Annotated in this window: 15 protein-coding genes and 2 tRNA genes; 13 read left to right on the top strand and 4 right to left on the bottom strand. The window is 39.6% G+C overall.

The features are described 5' to 3' along the window. Positions 1-75: 75 nt before the first annotated feature. Genes HNP77_RS03405 through HNP77_RS03395 form a run of 3 tightly spaced genes read left to right on the top strand, consistent with a single transcriptional unit; the run spans position 76 to position 3,861 of the window. The gene (locus tag HNP77_RS03405) at positions 76-1,659 is read left to right on the top strand and encodes a GldG family protein (RefSeq protein ID WP_184651745.1); all 1,584 of its coding nucleotides are present in this window, start codon (positions 76-78) and stop codon (positions 1,657-1,659) included. Further along, a complete protein-coding gene (locus HNP77_RS03400) occupies positions 1,640-2,500 on the top strand; it encodes a hypothetical protein (RefSeq protein ID WP_184651744.1) in 861 nt (286 codons plus the stop codon). The genes HNP77_RS03405 and HNP77_RS03400 overlap by 20 nt, the downstream gene beginning before the upstream one ends. Further along, positions 2,497-3,861, top strand: a complete 1,365-nt coding sequence (locus tag HNP77_RS03395) for a bifunctional folylpolyglutamate synthase/dihydrofolate synthase (RefSeq protein WP_184651743.1) — start codon at positions 2,497-2,499, stop codon at positions 3,859-3,861. The genes HNP77_RS03400 and HNP77_RS03395 overlap by 4 nt, the downstream gene beginning before the upstream one ends. Here HNP77_RS03395 and alr read toward each other — a convergent pair. From alr to HNP77_RS03375, 4 genes are all read right to left on the bottom strand, one after another. After that, the gene (gene alr, locus HNP77_RS03390) at positions 3,795-4,958 is read right to left on the bottom strand and encodes an alanine racemase (protein WP_184651742.1); all 1,164 of its coding nucleotides are present in this window, start codon (positions 4,956-4,958) and stop codon (positions 3,795-3,797) included. The genes HNP77_RS03395 and alr overlap by 67 nt on opposite strands. A 26-nt stretch (positions 4,959-4,984) precedes the next feature. Next, positions 4,985-6,076 (bottom strand): tryptophan--tRNA ligase, encoded by a 1,092-nt coding sequence (gene trpS / locus HNP77_RS03385; protein ID WP_184651741.1) that lies wholly within the window; start codon positions 6,074-6,076, stop codon positions 4,985-4,987. Between the two features lie 82 nt (positions 6,077-6,158). Then, positions 6,159-7,559 (bottom strand): CCA tRNA nucleotidyltransferase, encoded by a 1,401-nt coding sequence (locus HNP77_RS03380; RefSeq protein WP_184651740.1) that lies wholly within the window; start codon positions 7,557-7,559, stop codon positions 6,159-6,161. A gap of 37 nt (positions 7,560-7,596) precedes the next feature. Beyond that, positions 7,597-7,962 carry a hypothetical protein gene (locus HNP77_RS03375; RefSeq protein WP_184651739.1) on the bottom strand — a complete coding sequence of 122 codons (366 nt, stop codon included), beginning with the start codon at positions 7,960-7,962 and terminating at the stop codon, positions 7,597-7,599. Positions 7,963-8,013: 51 nt separating this feature from the next. On the opposite strand from HNP77_RS03375, the gene HNP77_RS03370 reads away from it, so the two are divergent. The 10 genes from HNP77_RS03370 to HNP77_RS03325 all read left to right on the top strand — a co-directional run bounded on the left by HNP77_RS03370 (position 8,014) and on the right by HNP77_RS03325 (position 18,141). Then, positions 8,014-8,847, top strand: coding sequence for a hypothetical protein (locus HNP77_RS03370; protein WP_184651738.1), 834 nt, complete (start codon positions 8,014-8,016; stop codon positions 8,845-8,847). A 15-nt stretch (positions 8,848-8,862) separates the two neighbouring features. Next, positions 8,863-9,240 carry a chorismate mutase gene (aroH, locus tag HNP77_RS03365; protein ID WP_184651737.1) on the top strand — a complete coding sequence of 126 codons (378 nt, stop codon included), beginning with the start codon at positions 8,863-8,865 and terminating at the stop codon, positions 9,238-9,240. 14 nt (positions 9,241-9,254) lie between these two features. Continuing rightward, positions 9,255-10,841, top strand: a complete 1,587-nt coding sequence (locus HNP77_RS03360; RefSeq protein ID WP_184651736.1) for a glycogen synthase — start codon at positions 9,255-9,257, stop codon at positions 10,839-10,841. A gap of 116 nt (positions 10,842-10,957) precedes the next feature. Next, positions 10,958-11,030: transfer RNA gene (locus tag HNP77_RS03355), tRNA-Thr, on the top strand. Positions 11,031-11,051: 21 nt separating this feature from the next. Continuing rightward, a tRNA-Tyr gene (locus HNP77_RS03350) sits at positions 11,052-11,133 on the top strand. Between the two features lie 154 nt (positions 11,134-11,287). Further along, positions 11,288-12,232 (top strand): MBL fold metallo-hydrolase, encoded by a 945-nt coding sequence (locus tag HNP77_RS03345; RefSeq protein ID WP_184651735.1) that lies wholly within the window; start codon positions 11,288-11,290, stop codon positions 12,230-12,232. Then, on the top strand, positions 12,229-13,311 hold the full coding sequence (mltG, locus tag HNP77_RS03340) for an endolytic transglycosylase MltG (protein ID WP_221266510.1): 1,083 nt from the start codon (positions 12,229-12,231) through the stop codon (positions 13,309-13,311). The genes HNP77_RS03345 and mltG overlap by 4 nt, the downstream gene beginning before the upstream one ends. Further along, on the top strand, positions 13,311-15,125 hold the full coding sequence (gene dnaG / locus HNP77_RS03335) for a DNA primase (protein WP_184651734.1): 1,815 nt from the start codon (positions 13,311-13,313) through the stop codon (positions 15,123-15,125). The genes mltG and dnaG overlap by 1 nt, the downstream gene beginning before the upstream one ends. A 2-nt stretch (positions 15,126-15,127) precedes the next feature. Next, entirely contained in the window at positions 15,128-17,203 is a 2,076-nt protein-coding gene (rpoD, locus tag HNP77_RS03330; RefSeq protein WP_184651733.1) for an RNA polymerase sigma factor RpoD, read from the top strand. An 80-nt stretch (positions 17,204-17,283) separates the two neighbouring features. Beyond that, positions 17,284-18,141: a zinc ribbon domain-containing protein gene (locus HNP77_RS03325; RefSeq protein WP_184651732.1), complete on the top strand. Its 858-nt coding sequence runs from the start codon at positions 17,284-17,286 to the stop codon at positions 18,139-18,141. The last annotated feature ends 7 nt before the right edge of the window (positions 18,142-18,148 follow it).

Raw genomic sequence — 18,148 nt, 5'->3', positions numbered from 1 at the left:
GGGATTGCTGATACTTCAGACATATCATTTTTTCTGATCACAGCCGGAGCTTTTACAGTTCTGACCTCAGTCATTATGGAACGAAAAAGGGAGCCTTCTGACAGATACCTCTTTCATAAAACTGCAGTCACAATAATCACCGCAGTACTTTTACTTATTCTCAGTATAATTCTGATTCACCGCTTTGACTTTACATCTTCAAAAAAATATACCTTTTCAGAATTAACTGAAAATACAGCAGAGTCAGTTTCTCAACCGCTGTCCGTAACATACTACAGAAGCCAGACACTTTTAGACAGATATCCGACCTTAAAAGATACCGAATATCTTTTACGCCAGTGGGCTTCCTTAAACTCAAACATTTCACTGGAAATAAAGGAAGCCTCTGACACTAAGACAAAAAAACTTCTTGAGACTGAAGGCATTCCTGCTCAGCAGATAGAAACAACAACATCAGAATCAGAAAGTTTTACGACTGTCTATTCAGCAATAGTCATGGATTACGGTGCAGACAGAAGCATAATTCCTTATCTTTTGGATCCATCTTCTCTTGAATACAATCTTACCAGATATACAGCAAACCTGACGGAAAGAAAAACTGACTATGTAATGATTGTCTGCGGAAACGGAGCAAGACTTGATCAGGATTATTCATACATGATGTCATATCTTATAAACCAGGGATTTACACCTGTAGAATTTTACATTTCATCTGCTGTCTCAGACAGGGAAACTCAGCCTCTTATAACAGATATTCTTAATTCTGGAAACATACCGGAAGCTCCCCTGATAATAATGGGAACATCAGAATTTTCAAAAGAAGAAACAGATGCTTTAGAAAGATACATTCTTTCCGGTGGTAAAGCATTCATTGCAACACAAAACTATACAGTAAACATTCTTGACGGATGGGAAATAATAAAAGGCAATGAATATTTTAAGCGGATGCTTTTTACCTTCGGTATTTACCTGGATGAAGATCCGGTCTGTGATGAGCAGAGCCTCAAGATTTCTTCTGCAGGGCAGGCAGAAACATCTCTCAATGCAATTAACAGCAAATCATTAAGATACCCCCTCTGGCCAGAATTAAGCAGACAGAAAAATGCACCTCTTGGACTTATTCAATTCTGGCCGTCAGGAATCGTTATTGATGAAGAAGTTTCAGAACTGGAAAACTATAGGGCAGAACCATATCTTTACACATCTGAGAAGTCATGGCATTTAAAACCTTATGACGGAAAATATACGACGAGTACGTCTGCGCGATATACACCTGATGAAAAATATTTTACTGCCGTAACCTCTGCAGTGATTACTAAAACCAATAAAAAAGTTCCTGACCTGATTGTTTACGGTGATCAATATGGATTCAACACACAGATCCTCAATGTCATCTCCAGTTCCGTTCCTGATTTCCGTACTCTGAATTTTTTATCTGATTCCATATTAAAACTGACCGGAAGGGAAGAACTCTCAGAGTTAAAATATAAATTCACACAAACTAATACTCTGAATAAAATGCAGAATGAAAACAGATCTGAATCAAAAAACAGAGTCTATACACTCATAATAATATTACCGGTCATTTTAAACATAGCAGCATACTGTGCAGTAAGATTCTACAGAAGGAGAAGATTTTATGAAAAAAATCAGTACTAAAAAAGGAATAATTATTTTTTATGTTATTGACTTTATTCTTCTGGCAATCATTGCGGGAGTGATATCATTACTTCCAAAAAAAAATTCACCAAAGTCAAAAGATTCTGTAATACTTAATACAAAGTATCTTTCGCAGATTGATGAGTTCCAGATAACTGATCTGAGTACAGGAGAAAGCATCAGCCTGAAAAAGAATGACATATTCTGGTATGGTACTGTTAATGAAAAAAATGACATTGAAAAAGAAAAGGAAGTTTTTCCCTGTGACATGGAAAGACTGTCACTTTTAATTGAAGATCTTTCTGAAATAAAAAAAATTACACTGCTTACCTCATCAAGAGAATTTCATTCTGCATACGGAATTTCTTCTGATGAAGGAATCTGCCTGCAGGCAAAACAAAACGGAAACATTCTGACTTACATTACCTTCGGTAAAGAAGATACATTCAAACAGAAAATTCCTTTCAAAATGGAAAACCAGGATAAAATATACGATGCAGCAGTTCCCGGCACATATTTAACTACCGACCGTTCGTTCTGGTGCGATCCGTATATACAGCCAGTATTTATTACCGGTAATCAGGAAGAAAGCGAACGTTCGTTAAGAAGGGGCCGGCTTACTGAAGCTGACTTTTCTTCAAAAGAACAGAATCCGGATAGTATTTTAAGATATACAGCAGAAAACGGAAACATGACAACACTTTATATAACAAAACAGGACGATACGTATCTTATAAGGCCTTCATTTACAGCATACAGCACCGAAAAACAGAAGTACTTTTCAATTTTTAACTACAGCTATAGAATCAGTCAGACAACATACAACGGACTGAAAAAATGAAAAAGACACTTGAAACATTTTTTAACTGGCTTGACAGCTACCTGAACTTTGAGAAAACTCCTGTAAAAAACATTTTCTGGCTTGATACGATGAAATATATCTGTGAGAAACTTGGTAATCCTCAGGATGATTTTAAGACCGTACACATTGCAGGCTCAAAAGGCAAGGGATCTGTTGCCGTAATGACAGCAGCAATTCTTAAACATTCGGGATTCAAAACCGGATTATATACTTCTCCCCACATTACTGATTTCAGGGAAAGAATCTGTACTCCGTCGGGATTTTTTTCAGACGAAATCTACGAACAATCAGCAATACAGATTATGGAATGTCTGAATTCCATACCTCAAGAAACTTTACCGGGGCAAAGAAAGCCTACCTGGTTTGAAATTGTTACAGCCTATGCATTTTTATGTTTCAAGAATGCAGGTTGCACTCATGCAGTAATTGAAACAGGATTAGGTGGACGCCTTGACTCAACAAACATTATAAAAAGCTCTGTAACCGTCTTAACAAGAATCGAGCTGGAACATACGGAATTTTTAGGAAATACAGTTGAAAAAATAGCCTATGAAAAGGCCGGAATTATTAAAAATAAAACACCGGCAGTTATTCTTGACCAGAATAAAAAAGTACTGGATGTATTTCGTCTTAAAGCAGAAGCAGAAGAAGCTCCGGTTTACATCTCTTCAAAGCAGGGAAATGTAACTGCATCAGATTTTGTACAGGACGGCTACAGTTTTTATATGCCTGTTACAATCAAATGCAGTCTGTATGACAGACCAATAACGGCCAGTCTCCGTCTTCTTGGAAAATATCAGGGAGAAAACGCTCTTCTGGCTTCAATTGCCGCAAAACTTCTTGAAAAAGAAATTACAGCTGAAAATACAGCCGAAGGCTTGTCTGCGGCATTTCTTCCAGGACGGTTTGAAATAATTAAAAATCCTTTTGCAGATGTTCCTGTAATCCTCGACGGAGCTCATACAGTAAACTCAATCAATTTCTCAACAGAAACCCTGCGTTCGATTTTTACAAAACACCCGCGTCACCTTTTGTTCGGATGTGCAGCTGATAAAGACGTCGAAGACATGACAGATTTCTTTCAGGAAGAATTTTCAGAAGTTACAGTAACAAAGCCAGGGAATGTTAAAAGTTGTAACATTTCAAGAATATGCACTGCATTTGAAAAAAAGGAAATTGACTTTATCCTTACGGAAGACTTTTCAAAAGCAATTCCTGCAGCAATAAAAAATGCAGCACGGCAGAATGCCGTTCTGCTTGTAACAGGAAGTTTTTATCTTGTATGTGAAGTTAAAAAGACCCTTGGAACCCTCTTAGAAATACCGCAGGTTATTTCATAAGAAATCGTACCTGTAAGACGGGCTACATCATCAGCTGTCTGCAGGGCTCCGAAATCCTTGTCTCCAAAGATGACTGCCTTATCCCAGCGACAGGTTTCAGTATCATTACCCAGTTCAATCATAAACTGATCCATGCATATTCTGCCTCGGATAGGGTAGTTTTTTCCATTCACACTTACCTTAACTCCTGCAGTAGAAAAATTTCTAAGCATTCCGTCTGCATAACCGGCCGGAATGACAGCAATTCTGGTATCTCTGTCTGCCGTCCATGTACATCCGTAACCAATAGAAGCTCCGGCCCTAAAACTTCTTACGGCACATACCTCTGATTCAAAAGTCATTACAGGTCTTAAATCAATTCTGATTCCCTTAGCCTCAAGAAACTCTTTAGAAATTTCATCTGCATAATAACCGTAAACAATGATGCCGGGCCGTACCATATCAAGATGCATTTCCGGATTATTAAGGGTTGCGGCACTATTGCAGCAATGGCATATTCCCGGATCTATGCCTGCCTTACGGACACTTTCAACAGCATCCTTAAAAAGCTTAAACTGACGTTCTGTATATTCACAGTCCGAAGCTTTTAGAGAATCACTTACTGCAAAGTGAGTGCACATTCCTCCAAGAACAATGTTATCCAGCGCAGCAATACCGGCAGCAGTCTGAGCTGCTTCACAAGGAAGACAGCCTATTCTTCCCATTCCCGTATCCACAGCAAGATGTACGGAAAAATCTTTTTTTCCCTGAAGCGTGCATTCTTTGGAAAACAGACCTGCGTACTCAGCATCAAAAACCAAAGGAGTAATATCATATGCAACGGCATTTTTTACTTCCTCCGGCGCACAAAGGCTAAGCATGAGCAAAGGAACCTTTATTCCCGCATTTCTTAATTCAATGCCTTCATCAACTGTTGCAACGGCAAGAAAATCAGCCCCGCACTCACAGGCAGTTCTGGCACATTCAACAGCACCATGTCCGTAAGCATCAGCTTTAACGGCAATACACATTTTTACGTCAGAAGCAACACAGGACTTTATCTGAAGTATGTTGTTCCTTAAATTATCAAGATGAATTAAAGCTCTGGTAGCTCTCATGACAATGCTTCCCGATTCTTTATTTATTATATTACCATGTTCATTGCAGAACGAACTTCATCAAGAGTTTTTACTGCAATTTCACGGGCGCGTCCTGCACCTTCCGTAAGTACCTGACGGATATAATCAGGTTCTTTCTCAAGCTGAGCACGCTTTTCACGAAGAGGACGGAGCTCTTCATTAAGGGCTTCCGTAAGAACACTCTTAAGTTTTCCGCTTCCACCGTCACCGATTGAAGCAGCAATTGCCTCAGGTTCCTGTCCGTTACATAAAGAAATGAGCATGAGAAGATTTGCAACCTCCGGACGGTTTACAGGATCATAAGTAATTACGCGTTCCCCGTCAGTTTTTGCTTTTTTTATAAGTGCTGCAGTTTCGTCTGCCGTACTTGAAAGATAAACGGCATTTCCGAGGCTCTTACTCATTTTAGCACTTCCATCCAGTCCCTTTATGCTCGGAGTCTTAGAAAGAAGGGCATACGGCATCGGAAATACAGGAGGAGTCTTTTTACAGAATTTTTTATTAAATCGACGTGCTATCGTACGGGTAAGCTCAAGGTGAGGAAGCTGATCCTTTCCAACAGGAACAACATTTCCCTTGCAGAAAAGAATGTCACATGCCTGATGAATAGGATATGTATACATACCTGCGTTAACAACAGCAAGATCAGACTTTGTAATTTCATCCTTTACAGTAGGATTGCGGGAAAGCTCAGAATTTGAAACAAGAGTAAGGAACGGAAGCATGAGCTGATTACATTCAGGAACGTAACTGTGAGGGTAGATAATGGTATTTTCTCCAGGCTCAATTCCTGCTGCAAGATAATCAATTACCAGCTGTTTGGTATTCTGACTTATCTGATCAAAAGCATCATGATCCGTAAGTACCTGATAATCTGCAATGAGAACCATGGTCGGAACACCCATTTTTGAGAGCCGTACACGATTCTGAAGTGAACCGAAATAATGTCCGATATGAAGACGTCCTGTAGGTCTGTCCCCTGTAAGAACCCGATACTTTGACGGATTAACCTTTATATCCTCTTCAATCTGACGGCTCTTTTCAAGAGCTGCCTCATAAGTTCCTTTTGCCTCGTATTCAATTTCATTTTCTGCCATATTAATCCCCTTTATTGTCTTCTTTTACATAAATAATTTGCAGTACACGCTATCATTTTTTATTTTTCGTTACAATATGAAGTTAACACCTGTATTTTGCATCATAAATATTGACGGCTAAAGACAGGAGTTTTTCCCTGTCATTCATTGCCGGAGAATCAATGACGCATTCCAGAAGTTCCTTCAGGATAAATCCAAGAACCTTTCCCTTTGGAATTCCGGCATCCATCAGGTCATTTCCTGAAACAGCAAGATCCCGGAGAGAAAGGGCATTATTCTCTTCCGTAATGCGGGCTATGCGTTCCTTAAGCTCAAGAAGGAGTTTCCATGAAGGCGAAAGGGGATCCATCGGAATACGGTGCATTCCGTATACATCTCCAAGCCGCAGGGCAAACAGATCATCAATATTTTCAAGTCCGATCCTTATGATGAAACGTCTGACTGCAGCATCACTCCAGCTGCTTTCATAATAAAACATATGCTCCTTTACAAGATGGCTGACTTTCTTTATTTCATCATTGGAAAATTTCAATTTTGTCATGCTTGAAACGGCAATTTTCTCAGAAACGGACTCATGATGATGAAAATGAAAAAGATTCATTCCGTCTTTAGACTCCACGGTCCTGCACTGAGGTTTTCCGATGTCATGATAAAATGCAGCAAGCCGTACCAGAACATTGCCGGAAGGAATTCCGTCACAGGAATAAAAAATATGATCCGCCACATCAAATTCATGAAAACCCCGTCCGTCATTCTGAATACAGTTTCTGCAGGACTGAAATTCAGGAATGAACAGGTTCAGCATGCCGGTACTTTCAAGAAGTCTGAGACTTACAGATGGTTTGGGACTGGCCATTATTTTCATGAATTCGTCACGAAATCTTTCTACAGAAATACCCGCAGTTTTTTTAAGGACATTTTTATCAGAAAGGGCTTTCAGCGTACAGTCTTCAATATCGAAACCAAGCTGTCCTGCAAAGCGCACGGCCCTTACAGGCCTGAGACCGTCCTCATCAAACCGGTCCAGCGGATTGCCTACAGTACATATAATCTTTTTCTTTATATCCTCTTCACCTCCGAACGGATCCGTCAAAGAACCGTCTTCAAGACTGCAGGCTATGGCATTCATCGTAAAATCGCGCCTGGAAAGGTCCTCAACTATATCACCGGTAAAACGGACACTGTCAGGATGACGGCCGTCAGAATACGAAGAATCAGTCCTGAAAGTAGTAGTTTCAAGTTCAAGTCCGAAAATATGAATCGTTACAGTTCCATGAGCTATTCCCGTAGGAATAACCTTCCTGAAAATCTTCATGACCTGTGCAGGAGTTGCGTCAGTTGCCAGATCCCAGTCATGACTTTTTTTTCCTAAAAGCTCATCCCTTACGGCACCGCCCACAAGATAAACCTTAAAACCATGCTGATTGAAAATTTCCCAGACCTTATGAAGTTTTTCCGGAACTTTTATTTTTCCTTTTCCCATATCCTGATCCTTAAATTTACATACTCCCTTAATTCTTTCAGTGAAGTCCGCCTGAAATAAACGAAAGGGCGCTTATAAAAAGTACGAGTCCCATAGAAAGAAGTGCAATAAGCAGAAATAAGATAAAATACAGCCAGTAACGGCGCTGATTATTCAACACCCTCAGTGCAACGCACTCAATGCATCCGGCAGCGGAAAACAGAAATAATACTGCAAGATTAAAGAAACAAAGCAGAAGTAAGAAATTCTGGGTTCTGTCCATGAAGCCCTGAAAATTTCCACTTACATAAAGCATGAAAAATGCCCCGGCCTGAAGAAAAAGATACAGAACAAACCTGCACGTAATTCTGAAGAGTAAAGAGGTACTGCTGTTATTTTTAAGCGAATTAAATTTACGTTCCATAAACCTTTTCTTGATGTTGGAAATCTTTACAAAATATAGTATCATTTTTCCATGAAGTCAAAGAGAAGATTTTTAAGTTTATTCATATTTGTGGCTGCTGCAGCAGCAGTTTTTGCATTCGGATGGCTGCAGCTTTTCATTGAGGCAGATTCATGCGGAATAATGGTCTCAAAAACTTCCGGAACATACGAAAAGATTATAAAAACCGGAGACTTTACCTGGAGGTGGGAACACCTCATTCCTAAAAATACAAAAATAATTGAATTTGACAGCTGCGGAAAAACATTCAGCGTAACTTCAAGCGGAACCCTTGCCAGTGCTGACGTATACAGCAGTCAGGTTCCTGAAAATCCGGATTTTTCTTATCAGGTAACATACTTAATTTCACTAAATACAAGTGAAGAAGAAATTCTGAATCTTTACAGCAGAAAAGTAATAAGTTCACAGGAAGAATTAAACGCGTACCTGGAACAGAAAGCCCAGTCTCTTGCAGACAGGATAACTTCAGCAATACTTTCAGAAGGGCTCCTTCCGGGAGATGAAATAAACCTCCTGAACGAAGAAAAACTTCTTTCACTTAAAGAATCAGCATCGGAAGATTTTAAAAACATAAACATCAATTCAATAAAAATTGCTTCTTCCCGCATTCCTGACGTTGAACTTTACCGCAGGCTGAAAGACAGCTACTTTACTTTTGTGTCGGAACTTGACGGCATTCTTAAACTGAAAGCCCAGGAACATGCTCAGGATATTCTGGATGACAGCAGGATTCTTGACAGGCTTGAAAAATTTGCAGGACTTATGGAAAAATACCCGTCCCTTGCAGAAATATCAAAAAGTTCAGATATTTCACAGGTAATGAAAGTCCTGAGTGACATAAAATAATCCTCGGAGTAAAAAATGCAGAAACGACTATACAGTATACGGGGTGCATCCTGTGCAGAGAATACGGCAGAATCAATAACAGATGCCGTACGGGAAATGTGCTCGAAACTATTCAGGGAAAACAGTATTTCAGGAGATGACATCGTAAACATTATTTTTTCAATGACGGCTGATCTTGATGCCCTTAATGCAGCAACAGCTCTCAGACGTGCTGATACGGGAACGGACACTTCATCAGTACCTCTTTTTACGGCTCAGGAAGCTTCAATAAAGGGCATGCTTCCGAAAGTAATACGTGTAATGATTACCGCATACCTGCCTGAAGGCACAAAGGTAAAACCTGTATATATAAACGGAGCACAGGCACTGAGGCCTGATTTTGCACAGTCCTGACGGGAGTACACCGGATGAATGTTTTTGTTGTTTCAAGAGAATATGCAGGAATAGCCGAAGCCGGTGGCGTAAAAAATGTCGTATGTTCTCTGTCAGAAACTTTATTGAAGTCCGGCTGTGATGTTACGGTTTTCATACCGTACTACGCATGTACAGATACTTCATCAGTAAAAAATCTCCATGACTGCAGGGAAGAAGTCTCCTTTACCGTTGCAGGAAAAAAAGAATCCGTCAGGTTTTCGGAAGGTATCATAAACGGAGTACATATTGTTTTTCTTCATCACCCGGCTTTTGCAGAAAAACAGGGTGTTTATACCTATACAGAACAGGAACAGATTGAAAATCCCCGACATTCAAAGGGAGAAGGACATGAAGACGTACTGAAACTCAACGTTCTCTTTCAAAAGGGTATTGTCCTCGCAGCACGTAGAATAATTACAGATTCCCCTGACATAATACACTGTCATGACGCAACGGCAGCCCTCGTTCCGGTATTTGTAAAACAGGCACAGGGACAGTCTGCTGAAGACAAAAAATACTACGGAAATACAAAATGCATTGTTACAATACATAATGCAGGACCGGGCTACCATCATAATTTTAAGGATATCAGGGAAGCAGAATTCCTTACCGGGCTTAGTGAAAAAATTCTTTCCTGCGGAATGTCCGGAAAACGGATAGAACCATTCCTCCTGGCTGCAGGAACCTCCACCCTTACTGCAGTTTCTCCTTGGTATGCGGATGAAATAAATTCCGGTGATACAGATACGGACGGTCTTTCAGAAGCACTTAAAGCAAAAAAAATTAAAGTAAAGGGAATAATAAACGGAATTGATGCAGAAAAATATGATACCGGAAATCCGGAAGTTTCCCTTTTACCTTACACATTCTGTCCGGAGCGGCATGACCTTAAGGGAAAGTATCTTTGCAGAAAATACTTTTTTGAAAATTACGCAGCAAAGAATGCAAAAAAACATGCTGAAAATGAAACTCTGATTCAATACGGATATCTTGATGAACCGGATGACTCTACAGTCTGCATAACATATCACGGAAGAATTGCTCATCAGAAGGGAATTGACGTTGCTTCAAAAGCCGCAAGACTGATACTGGATAAAAAACTTAACGTCCGTTTTATTTTTGCAGGGCAGGGCTTCCCTGAACTGGAAATGCAGTTTGCAGCAATTGCAAAAGATTATCCGGGAAGGGCAGTGTACATAAAAGGCTATACAAAGCAGATGGCAAGACTCAGTGTCGCTTCCGCAGATTTTTCACTTCATCCGAGCTATTTTGAACCCTGCGGTCTGGAAGACTTTATAGCTCAGCTTTTCGGAACGATTCCTGTTGCAAATGCCACTGGCGGCTTAAAAAAAATACTTGATGAAGAAACAGGTTTTCTTTACAGCCCGAATACTGCAGAAAAACTTTCAGAAGTTCTCTATTCCCTGATAAAAATACGGGCAATTCCGGAAACGAATATTTTTACGTCTATGATTGCCTATGCCGCAAAATATGTTAAGGAAAACTACTCCTGGAAAAATGTAGCTGAAAAATATTACCTGCCGCTTTACACAGAACTTGCAGGCGATGAAAAAAAATAAAAAAACAGAATTTTAATTTTTTTTGATTTTTTTTTAAAATCCTGTTGACACAATTATGTGTTTCCTGTAATATCTCAATCACTTACCGCGCGACGGTAAGCAACAAAAAAAAACAAGCCGCTATAGCTCAGTTGGTAGAGCACGTGATTTGTAATCTCGGGGTCGTGGGTCCGAATCCTACTGGCGGCTTATCTCCTTAAACAGGAGTCAGGGGAGTTTCCCGAGTGGTCAAAGGGGACAGACTGTAAATCTGCTGGCTCCGCCTTCGTAGGTTCGAATCCTTCACTCCCCAGCAAGTGTCAGTTCTAAAGAGCTGGCACTTTTTTTATTCTCCTTTTTTTTCAAATTATTAAAAATTTTCAACTTTCTGTAACAGTAAAATCTTTGAAAACTCTAGTTTTTTTAAATACAATGTATTATAATTTAGAGGATTTTCGGAGGGATAGTTGTATATAAAATTCTTCGGAGTAAGAGGTTCACTTCCTGCTCCCGTCACACCGGATCAGATTCAGGCAAAAATTTCCGCAGTTCTTGAACGTCTGACTCCACAGGATATTGAAAATGAAGATACAAAAACGAAATTTCTATCCAATCTGCCAAAATGGTTATTCGGAACTACAGGTGGAAATACTCCCTGCGTAGAGGTCAGATCAAAAAACGGTACTGAGTTTATAATGGACAGCGGTACCGGCATCAGGCTGCTGGGAAAAGAACTTCCGGCAACAAAAAACAACACTTATCATCTTTTCCTTTCACACTATCACTGGGATCACATACAGGGATTTCCTTTTTTTGATAAAATTTATGACCACAATGCTAAACTTGAAATTTATTCCTGTTTTAAAGATGCAGAAAAATTTATGGCAGGCCAGAATACCACCCCTTATTTTCCACCTAATGCAAAATGGGACAATATAAAAGACCACATACACTTCAATTATCTTGAGGAAGAAAAAAAATACGAAATTGAAGGTGTTAAAATAGAAGCCCACAAAATGACTCATCCCGGTGACTCCTTTTCATTTTCCTTCGAGGAAGACGGGAAAAAATTAATATACTCAACGGATGTTGAACTTCAGAACAGTGATTTTGACAGAACACAAAAACGCAATGAATTTTTTAAGGATGCAGACATAATCATATTTGACTGTCAGTACACGAATCCTGAAGCCATACAGAAAGAAAACTGGGGACATTCTAGTTTCAGTTACGCAATTGATTTTGCAGAACTCTGGAACATAAAACAACTGTACATGTTTCATCATGATCCTACCTACGATGATAAAAAACTTGACTCTATCCTTAATGCAGGTAAAATCTATCAGAATTACAAACAGAATTTTATTCCTGAGCTGCATCTCGCCCGGGAAGGAAAGGTAATAGAACTTTGAAAGACAAAACATCTCAAAAAAATACGCACAGAAAAACAAATATAATTCTTGCTGCACTTTTATGGATTATTGCTGTAGCTGCAATCGGAATCGTTATTCTTCTTGCAATATGGAAATCTGCAGTATCACCGGTTTCAGGAACTGAAAATGCAGTTACCATGCAGATTGATATTCCTGAGGGAATGACTGTAAAGGATGCAGCATCACTCCTTGAAAAGAAGGGCCTCATAAAATCTTCCAGAGCACTTTACATAGCTGCAAGATTCAGTATTTTTGACAGAAAACATCCTTTTGAATTAAAAAGCGGAACATATACGGTATCCAGCTCAATGAAGCTGAAAGAAATCTACAATCTTCTCCAGTCCGGAACTCAGATTTACATAACAGTCGTAATTCCAGAAGGCCTTACTGCATCAAAAATAGGCACGATACTTGAAGAAAAGGGAGTCTGCTCAAGAAAGGATTTTATGACAGCCTTTGCAGATCCTGAACTTATAGCAGCATATTCTGTTCCGGCAGAAAACCTCGAGGGATACCTTTTTCCTGACACCTATTTCTTTACACCAAAGATGAAGGCTTACGATGCAGTACAGAAACTGACGGACAATTTTTTTGAAAGAATAAAAGAAATCAGCGGACTTTCAGAAATGACACCGGAAAACCTTCACAAAACACTTACGCTGGCTTCAATAGTCGAAAGGGAATACAGGCTTAAAGACGAAGCTCCTCTTATCGCAAGCGTATTTACAAACAGACTCAGAAACGGTATCGGACTTTATTCATGCGCAACGATTGAATACATCATAACTGAAATCCTCAATAAACCTCATCCTGAGCGCATAACATACAATGATCTTAAAATTGATAATCCATACAATACCTATATGTGGGCAGGTCTGACACCGGGACCTATATCAAATCCGGGACTGGTTGCTCTTGATGCAGCATGTAATCCTGCAAAAACAAACTATTACTATTTCGTACTTACTGATCCTGAGCGCGGTGCACATACTTTCAGTTCAAACTTTGACCAGCACAAAGCTGCAGAAACCATCAATTATACTTCAAAGAGCAGATAATGGCCGGTTTCATAAAGCAGGAATCCATTGACGAAGTTTCAAATAAAACTGACATTGTCAGCGTCATAGGAGAATACGTACAGCTGACCCAGAAAGGAAATGACTGGTGGGGATGCTGTCCGTTTCACCATGAAAAAACTCCTTCATTCAGTGTATCTTCTGACAAAAAATTCTACTACTGCTTCGGATGTCACGCAAAAGGTACAGTTTTTAAATTCATTCAGGAAATGGAAAACTGCTCCTTTTCTGAAGCTGTAGAATCTCTGGCAAAAAAAAGCGGAGTTCAGGTTGAATACACATCAACAGGAAGGGAAGAGTATAGAAAAGATCCATCAATTCAATTAAAGGCAGAATATACGGACTTGTACACCAGAGTTGCAAATTCCTTTCACTACATGCTGATGGAAACTGAGGCGGGAAAATTTGCCCTCGAATACATAACCGCAAGAGGACTGACAAAAGAAACTCTTGAAAAATTCAAGCTGGGATACAGTCCGGCAGACAGAACCTGGCTGAAAAAATTTCTGAAAGGAAAAAATTACAGCGATGAATTTCTGGCAAATTCCGGACTTTTCAGTAAAAGATATCCGGACATTTCTTTTTTCAATGACAGGCTCATGTTTCCTATTTTTAACAAAAACGGCGAAGTCGTGGCTATGGGTGGACGTTTTTTACGGGGAGATCCTTCAAAATCACCAAAATACCTTAACTCTTCAGACCTGATTCAATACAAAAAGGGAAGCACTCTCTATGCCTTCAATTTTGCAAAACAGGCAATTCATGAAAATCATAAAGTAATATTCTGTGAAGGCTACATGGACTGCATTGCATATCATCAGTGCGGACTTACCTATGCAGTGGCACCTTTGGGAACAGCTTTGACTGAGGAACAGATTTCTCTGGTAAAAAACTATGTCAGGGACGGCTGTGTAATGCTGTCATTTGATTCTGACGGAGCAGGTCTTGCAGCAACGAAAAGAGCAATAATTATGTGCCGGCAGCATGACCTTACCGTAAAAGTCATAAAGCTTTCAGGGGGAAAAGATCCTGCAGAAATAATGATAAACTACGGTCCTGAAGTATTGACAAATGAAGTTAACTCCGCTATTTTGGACAATGATTTTTTGTTGTCCGTTCTGACAGCAACTTATGGAAAGGATTCCCCTGACGCCAAACTGAAAGCCGCCATGGAATTCTTTACATATATAGATGCCCTTCAGACAGACATACAGAAAAACGCATGTCTGGAGCAATTTTGCCGGACATACGAAGTCAGCCTGGATGCAATCAGAAACGATTATCTGAACCGCAGTCAGATTGAGCAGAAAATGAAAAAGACTTTACCGTCAGATCAGAATGTAAAGGAAGAGAAAATCAAAGTTACGGCAGAATCAGCAGCCGTTCTCAGTGTGATTGACGATGACATAAGCTTTTTCAAAAAACTGCGCAACGAAATTACGGTAGATGATCTTAGTGATTCTCTGGCAAAGAAAATATTCATTATCTTGGAGGAATGTTCCAGAAACGATAATTTCTCAGTAAGCAGCATACTTAATCATTGTGAAAATCCGGAACTGCAGAACCTGATAATAAAATCATTGCAGACAGACTCCGCTAATAAAGAACAAAGTGTCAATGAAAGCATAAAGCTGCTGAAAAGGAATGTACTGAAAAAGCAGAATGATGAGCTTCAGGTACAGATATGCAGGCTAGAACGAAGCCAGCTTCCGGAAGACAAAGCTCAGCTTATGGAACTGATTTCAAGAAGAATGGAAATATCTTCGCGGTTGGAAGATCTTAAGAAAAGGGATTAACAATGGCTCTTACAGTAAAAAAAACATCTGAAAAAACAAAGTCTAAAAAAGAGGCTGATAAGTCTGCAGAAAAAAAAGTAAAAGCAGATAAAACTGCAAAAACAGCAGAAAAAAAAGCCAAAACCGCTAAAAAAGCAGATAATACAGAAAAAAAGACTGCAAAAAAAGAGAAGTCTCAGGCTTCTGAAGCAGAAAAAAAGACACCGGTAAAAGCAAAGAAAAGCGAAGAAGTAAAAGCTGTATCTCAGGAAAATGAAAAAGTTGATGACATCATCGACGATTCAGACGAAGAGAATGCAGAACTTCAGAATCTTGATCCTAGAGTTCAGAAACTGCTTGAATATGCTTCCAGCAAACAGATTATATCATGGGATGAAATTACAGATATTCTTACGCAGGACTTCGTAAATTCAAAAGAAATGGAAGGCGTCCTTCAGCTTCTTCAGGCCAACAACATTCAGGTAATGGAAGAAACTGCTGATGACGAAGATGACTTTGATGCAGAAGCAGATGATGAGGATGTTGAGGATGATGCAGAAGGTGCACTGGATGACACTTCTGAAGACAGACACAGACTCATTGCAAACGACAAAGATTCAAGCATAGACGATCCAATCAGGCTTTACCTCCGCGAAATCGGTAAAGAAAACCTTCTCACTGCAGAACAGGAAGTTTTCCATTCTCAGAAGATGGAAGAAGGTCAGAACATAATCAAGAATGTAATCAAGAATTCCGGAATGATGATTCCTGAATTCTATAATATTGCTCATAAAGCATTTACAAGAATCGACATGCATGAACCTGGACGGGCAAGAAAAGAGCTTAATGAAGAAATGGCAGAAAAACACCGCCTTAAGGCAGCCTACAGCGAACACCTTAAGCCTGCAGTTCAGGACATCAAGCAGTACATGGCCCTTAAAAAGCAGCTGAGCGAAAATGACCAGACTCTCAATATCTTTAAGGATCCGCAGCTTGTTGAACTCCGTGAAAAGATAATGCCTAACCTTCAGAAACTTGACATACAGACTGAAGAAATAGAACGTTTCAGTTCAAAATTCATTGATGCATCTGTAAAAATTGAAGAAAACAGGCTCATTCAGGAAAGACGCATGAAGAAACTTCATATTCCTGATGCAGCAGCACTGCGAAGCATAGGGCGCCGTCTTGCAATTCATTCAGAATGCGTAAAGCTTGAGAAGGAACTGGCACTTTCTGCAGATGAAATACGCTCAGACTATACTGAAATTCAGAAAATCGAGCGCAAGCTTCGGGAACTTGAATATGATTTTGAAAATTCCATTGATGAAATCATCGGAATGAAAAAAGAAATCGAACGCGGACGCATAATGCTTGAAAATCACAAAAACAAGCTTATCAAGGCTAACCTTCGTCTCGTTGTATCTATTGCAAAAAAATATACCAATCGCGGACTTCAGCTTTTTGACCTCATTCAGGAAGGAAATATCGGACTTATAAAGGCTGTAGAAAAGTTTGAATACCGCAAGGGATATAAATTCTCTACTTACGCTACATGGTGGATTCGTCAGGCCATTACCCGTTCTATTTCTGATCAGGCAAGAACAATCCGTGTTCCTGTACATATGATTGAACAGATAAACAAAGTTGTAAGGGAAAGCAGACAGCTTGTTCAGAAACTTGGTCGTGAACCGACGGATGAAGAAATAGCACAGCAGCTTTCATGGCCTGTAAGCCGTGTAAAACAGGTTAAAAATGTTGCCAGGGAACCTATCTCCCTTGAAACTCCAATTGGAGAAGAGGAAGATTCATCATTGGGAGATTTCATCGAAGATAAGGATGTTGAAAATCCGGCAAATCAGACTGCATACACTCTCCTGCAGGAACAGCTTCATACTGTACTCAATACTCTTCCGGAGAGAGAGCAGGAAGTTCTTAAGATGAGGTTTGGACTTGACGACGGATATTCACTCACCCTTGAAGAAGTCGGTCTGTGCTTTAACGTTACCCGTGAACGCATCAGACAGATTGAAGCAAAAGCTTTAAGAAGACTCCGCCATCCGAGAAGAGCTTCCGGACTCAGGGATTATATTGATACCTGATGTAAAATTCACCAATGGACACAACAGGGTAAATAGGATATATTTTACCCTACGATAAATATGTAGATGAGGATACGATCATGCAGACGACAGAAATACTTAGCAAGCTGAAAGATTTACAGGAAGTGCTTGCTGAAAAATACAGAATTGAAGCAAAGATGGAAGAGCTTCCAAAGTCACTCTCAGGAAGCCTTGAAAGTCTTGAACAGTTTAAAAAAGAATACATCGAGAAAAATGCTGAATTTGAAACTGAAAAGGAAAAGCTCACTGCATTGAAAGCAGACCTTGCTGAAGCAGAAAAAGAACGTGAAGCTGGTGAAAAAGGCATGGACAACATCAGTACCCACCGTGAATACGAGCTTCTCGACAAGCAGATTACTGAAGCACAGGAACATGAAACTGAAATTCGTAAAGAGATTCAGAAAGAAGAAAAACTCATTGCAGAAATGGAAGACAGCCTTAAGGATTCCCTTCAGCTTATCCAGTCTACAGAATCAGAAGTAAACGAAAATAAATCAAGCCTTGACAGCGAAATTGAATCATACAAAAAACAGATTTCAGAACTTGAAGGTAAAGAAGCTGATCTTTCTGAAGGAATTGACGGCGAGACAATAATCAAGTTTCAGCGCATCATTAAACGTAATAAGGAAGGTCTTGTTGCAGTACGCGGAAATGTATGCTCAGGATGTCATATGATTCTTCCTGCACAGTTCGCTAACGAAGTACGCAAAAATGAAAAGATTCTTTTCTGTCCATACTGCAGCCGCATTCTGACATATGAAGAAACAGAAGACGAATCAGAATATTATTCTATGGATGAAGCAGGAAGTCTTTCTGATCTTGATGATGAAGATCTTATCGAGGATGATGAAGATCTTATCGAAGATGATGAAGATCAGGATTCTTCTGACATGAAATCAATGGGATATGATGAATAAGTAATTA

The sequence above is a fragment of the Treponema rectale genome (assembly GCF_014202035.1).
Classification (GTDB): Bacteria; Spirochaetota; Spirochaetia; order Treponematales; family Treponemataceae; genus Treponema_D; species Treponema_D rectale.
The sequence above is the reverse complement of the archived record's forward strand: the minus strand, read 5'-3'. Positions and strand labels throughout refer to the sequence as shown.